The sequence below is a fragment of the Marinospirillum sp. genome, assembly GCF_014859565.1.
The window spans coordinates 1-2,939 of sequence record NZ_JACUUA010000334.1 but is presented as its reverse complement, the minus strand read 5'-3'; the positions used below and the strand labels follow the sequence as shown (position 1 = coordinate 2,939).

The following is a 2,939-nucleotide window of genomic DNA, read 5'->3' as shown; positions in this document are numbered from 1 at the left end:
GATTCCAAGAGCATTTTTGAAGTTAATCGACATAACAACCTCCAGTGACTTTGCCGTTATGCATTCAATTTTAGTGCCATATTTGTTTTTTTCTTTAAATTCAACAGCAAAGCTAACAACCATCACCAGAAATAAACCACCTCACAATCAACTAACCCCCTCACCGGCCAAAAGCGGCAAGACTCTGCCGCCATCAAGGGTGGCATCAGCGGTTTCTTTGATGCATTATTTGCACCACAAGACAAACCAACAGGGAATACAAGGTTAATGGATTTTGCTTTTTCACTTTTACGCCAGATGCGTGACAGCCTTCGTGACCTCGCTCCCGTTGTTCTGGTTATCGGCTTTTTTCAGCTGGTGGTTATCCGCCAGCCCCTGCCAGACAGTGTGGAACTGCTGGATCTGATCACCGGCCTGCTTTATGTGGTGATCGGCCTGACCCTTTTTATCAAAGGGTTACAACTGGGGCTTTTTCCGGTCGGAGAAAATCTGGCTCAGGCTTTTGCCCGTAAAGGCTCTGTCTTCTGGCTGATGCTCTTCTCTTTTTCGCTAGGTTTTGGCTCCACTGTTGCAGAGCCAGCCCTGATTGCTGTTGCTGCCAAGGCTGCTGAAGTCGTAGCAGAAGGTGGCTTGATCATCAACACACCAGCAAGCCAAGCGGACTTTGCTTTTAACCTGCGGATGGTGGTTGCCGCCTCGGTAGGTTTTGCCGTAGTAGTGGGTGTGTTGCGCATCCTAAAAGGCTGGCCATTGCACCTGATGATTATTGGTGGTTATGTGCTGGTACTGCTACTGACACTGATTGCGCCAGAAGCCATAGTGGGCATAGCCTATGATTCCGGTGGCGTCACCACCTCCACTATCACTGTTCCCCTGGTAACTGCCTTGGGTGTGGGTCTGGCTACGGCCATCAAGGGGCGTAATCCAATGCTGGATGGTTTTGGCCTGATTGCTTTTGCCTCGGTGATGCCCATCATTTTTGTACTGGTCTATGGTCTGATCAGCCTCTGATATCAGAGCATTCACGAATAAAGGATTGTCACGATGCAGTTTCTGAACATTTTATGGGACACCCTCAAAGATATTCTGCCCATAGCAGCGATCATTTTTGGTTTTCAGTATCTGGTGATCCGTAAAAAAATTAAGCACCTCGCCAGTGTACTGGCTGGTTTTGTTATGGTGCTGTTTGGTCTGGCTTTTTTTCTGCTGGGTCTGGAGCAGGCATTATTCCCGATGGGCGGCTTGATGGCAGAACAGCTTTCTTCTGCCAGCTTTCTTCCTGCCATAGCAGAAGGGGCTCAGCGCCATTGGAGTGACTATTACTGGGTGTATATTTTTGCTTTTGCGATTGGTGCCAGCACCACCATTGCAGAGCCATCACTGATTGCTGTATCTATCAAGGCCGGTGAAATCTCCGGTGGCACCATCAACCCTCTAATGTTAAGGATTGCCGTGGCACTGGGTATGGCTTTTGGTATTACCCTGGGCAGCTGGCGAATTGTGATGGGGTATCCTCTTCAATGGTTCATTCTGGGAGCCTATATTCTGGTTATTATCCAGACCCTACGCTCACCCAGAAGCATTATCCCACTGGCATTTGACTCCGGCGGGGTTACCACCTCCACCATTACCGTTCCCATTATTGCTGCACTGGGGCTAGGGCTGGCTACATCCATTCCAGGACGCAGCCCAATTCTGGATGGCTTCGGAATGATTGCACTGGCTTGCCTGTTCCCGATCATCACAGTAATGGGTTATGCACAAATTGCCGAATGGCAGGAAAAACGAAAAGGGATACCCTCATGAGATTCAAACTGATACTGGCTTTTGTGGACGACGATAAAACCGATGCACTGCTGGATGCGGCTAGAAATGCCGGTGCCACCGGTGCCACCATCATCAATAATGCCCGCGGCGAAGGCATAAAAAAATCCCGCGGGATTTTTGGTCTGGAAATCACCGCTCAACGCGATGTGCTGTTGTTTCTGGTAGAAGAACACCATTGCCGCAAAATTCTGGAAACCATTGCCGAAGTTGGCGAGTTTGATGACTCACCCGGAACAGGTATTGCCCTGCAACTGGATGTCGAAGACGCTCTGGGTGTAAAACACCAGATCAAAAGCCTGACTGATCAATTGCAAGAATCCATTTAAGCCTCAAGGAGTAGCAGAATGAACGACAAAAAACTCATGCGTGTGCGGGATGTCATGCACAGTGGTCATTGTATTGTGGATGGACTCACCACCGTTGCTGATGCCATCAAACTGATGCGTGAAAAAAATGCCCATGCCCTGATCATCGACAAGCGCGATGAACACGATGAATACGGGTTGGTACTGATCTCGGATATCGCCAAAAAGGTACTGGCACCCAACAAGGCACCCGACCGGGTGAATGTTTATGAAATCATGTCCAAACCGGTACTGGGTGTACGACCCGATATGCAGCTGCGCTTTTGCGCCCGTATGTTTAATCAGTTTGGTTTAACCATTGCCCCGGTAATTGACACTGCCGGTGAAGTGCTGGGTCTGATCAATTATGACGATCTGGTACTGCGTGGGCTGGCAGTGGATCTGGAATAACACATGGCTGATTCAGTCGCCCGTGCCCAGTTATTAAAAAAACTGCTGGTATTGCTGGAGCAGCGCCTGTTACAAACTGGTCACTGGCAGGTTGAAGCCCCACCACCAGAGGCCTTTAACAGCCCCGAGCCCTTTTGTGTGGACAGCATGAGCCTGCAACAATGGTTAAGGTATGTTTTTATTCCCAGGCTGCAAGCGATTATTGATGCCAACGCATCACTGCCAGATAGCTGCGCCATCACCGCTCAAATTGAAATGGCACTTAACTGCAATAAAAAAGCCAGAGTCATGGAAGTGACTCTGGCCATAGATTTATTACTGACTGAAAAACAATTGCCGCCGCTGCGTATGTTAAAA

The 2,939-nt window shown here is 49.0% G+C and carries 6 protein-coding genes; all 6 read left to right on the top strand.

From position 1 onward, the window contains the following. On the top strand, positions 1-268 hold a 268-nt coding region (locus IBX50_RS19250), incomplete at its 5' end, for a hypothetical protein (RefSeq protein ID WP_292258015.1). Further along, positions 268-1,011, top strand: a complete 744-nt coding sequence (locus IBX50_RS19245; RefSeq protein ID WP_292258014.1) for a DUF1538 domain-containing protein — start codon at positions 268-270, stop codon at positions 1,009-1,011. The genes IBX50_RS19250 and IBX50_RS19245, both read left to right, overlap by 1 nt. 33 nt (positions 1,012-1,044) lie before the next feature. Next, positions 1,045-1,806, top strand: coding sequence for a DUF1538 domain-containing protein (locus IBX50_RS19240; protein ID WP_292258013.1), 762 nt, complete (start codon positions 1,045-1,047; stop codon positions 1,804-1,806). Then, positions 1,803-2,153: a P-II family nitrogen regulator gene (locus IBX50_RS19235; protein ID WP_292258012.1), complete on the top strand. Its 351-nt coding sequence runs from the start codon at positions 1,803-1,805 to the stop codon at positions 2,151-2,153. Before IBX50_RS19240 ends, IBX50_RS19235 begins: the two co-directional genes overlap by 4 nt. A gap of 18 nt (positions 2,154-2,171) precedes the next feature. Continuing rightward, on the top strand, positions 2,172-2,582 hold the full coding sequence (locus IBX50_RS19230) for a CBS domain-containing protein (protein WP_292258011.1): 411 nt from the start codon (positions 2,172-2,174) through the stop codon (positions 2,580-2,582). 3 nt (positions 2,583-2,585) lie between these two features. Beyond that, a partial coding sequence (locus IBX50_RS19225; RefSeq protein WP_292258010.1) for a YqcC family protein occupies positions 2,586-2,939 on the top strand: 354 nt, incomplete at its 3' end.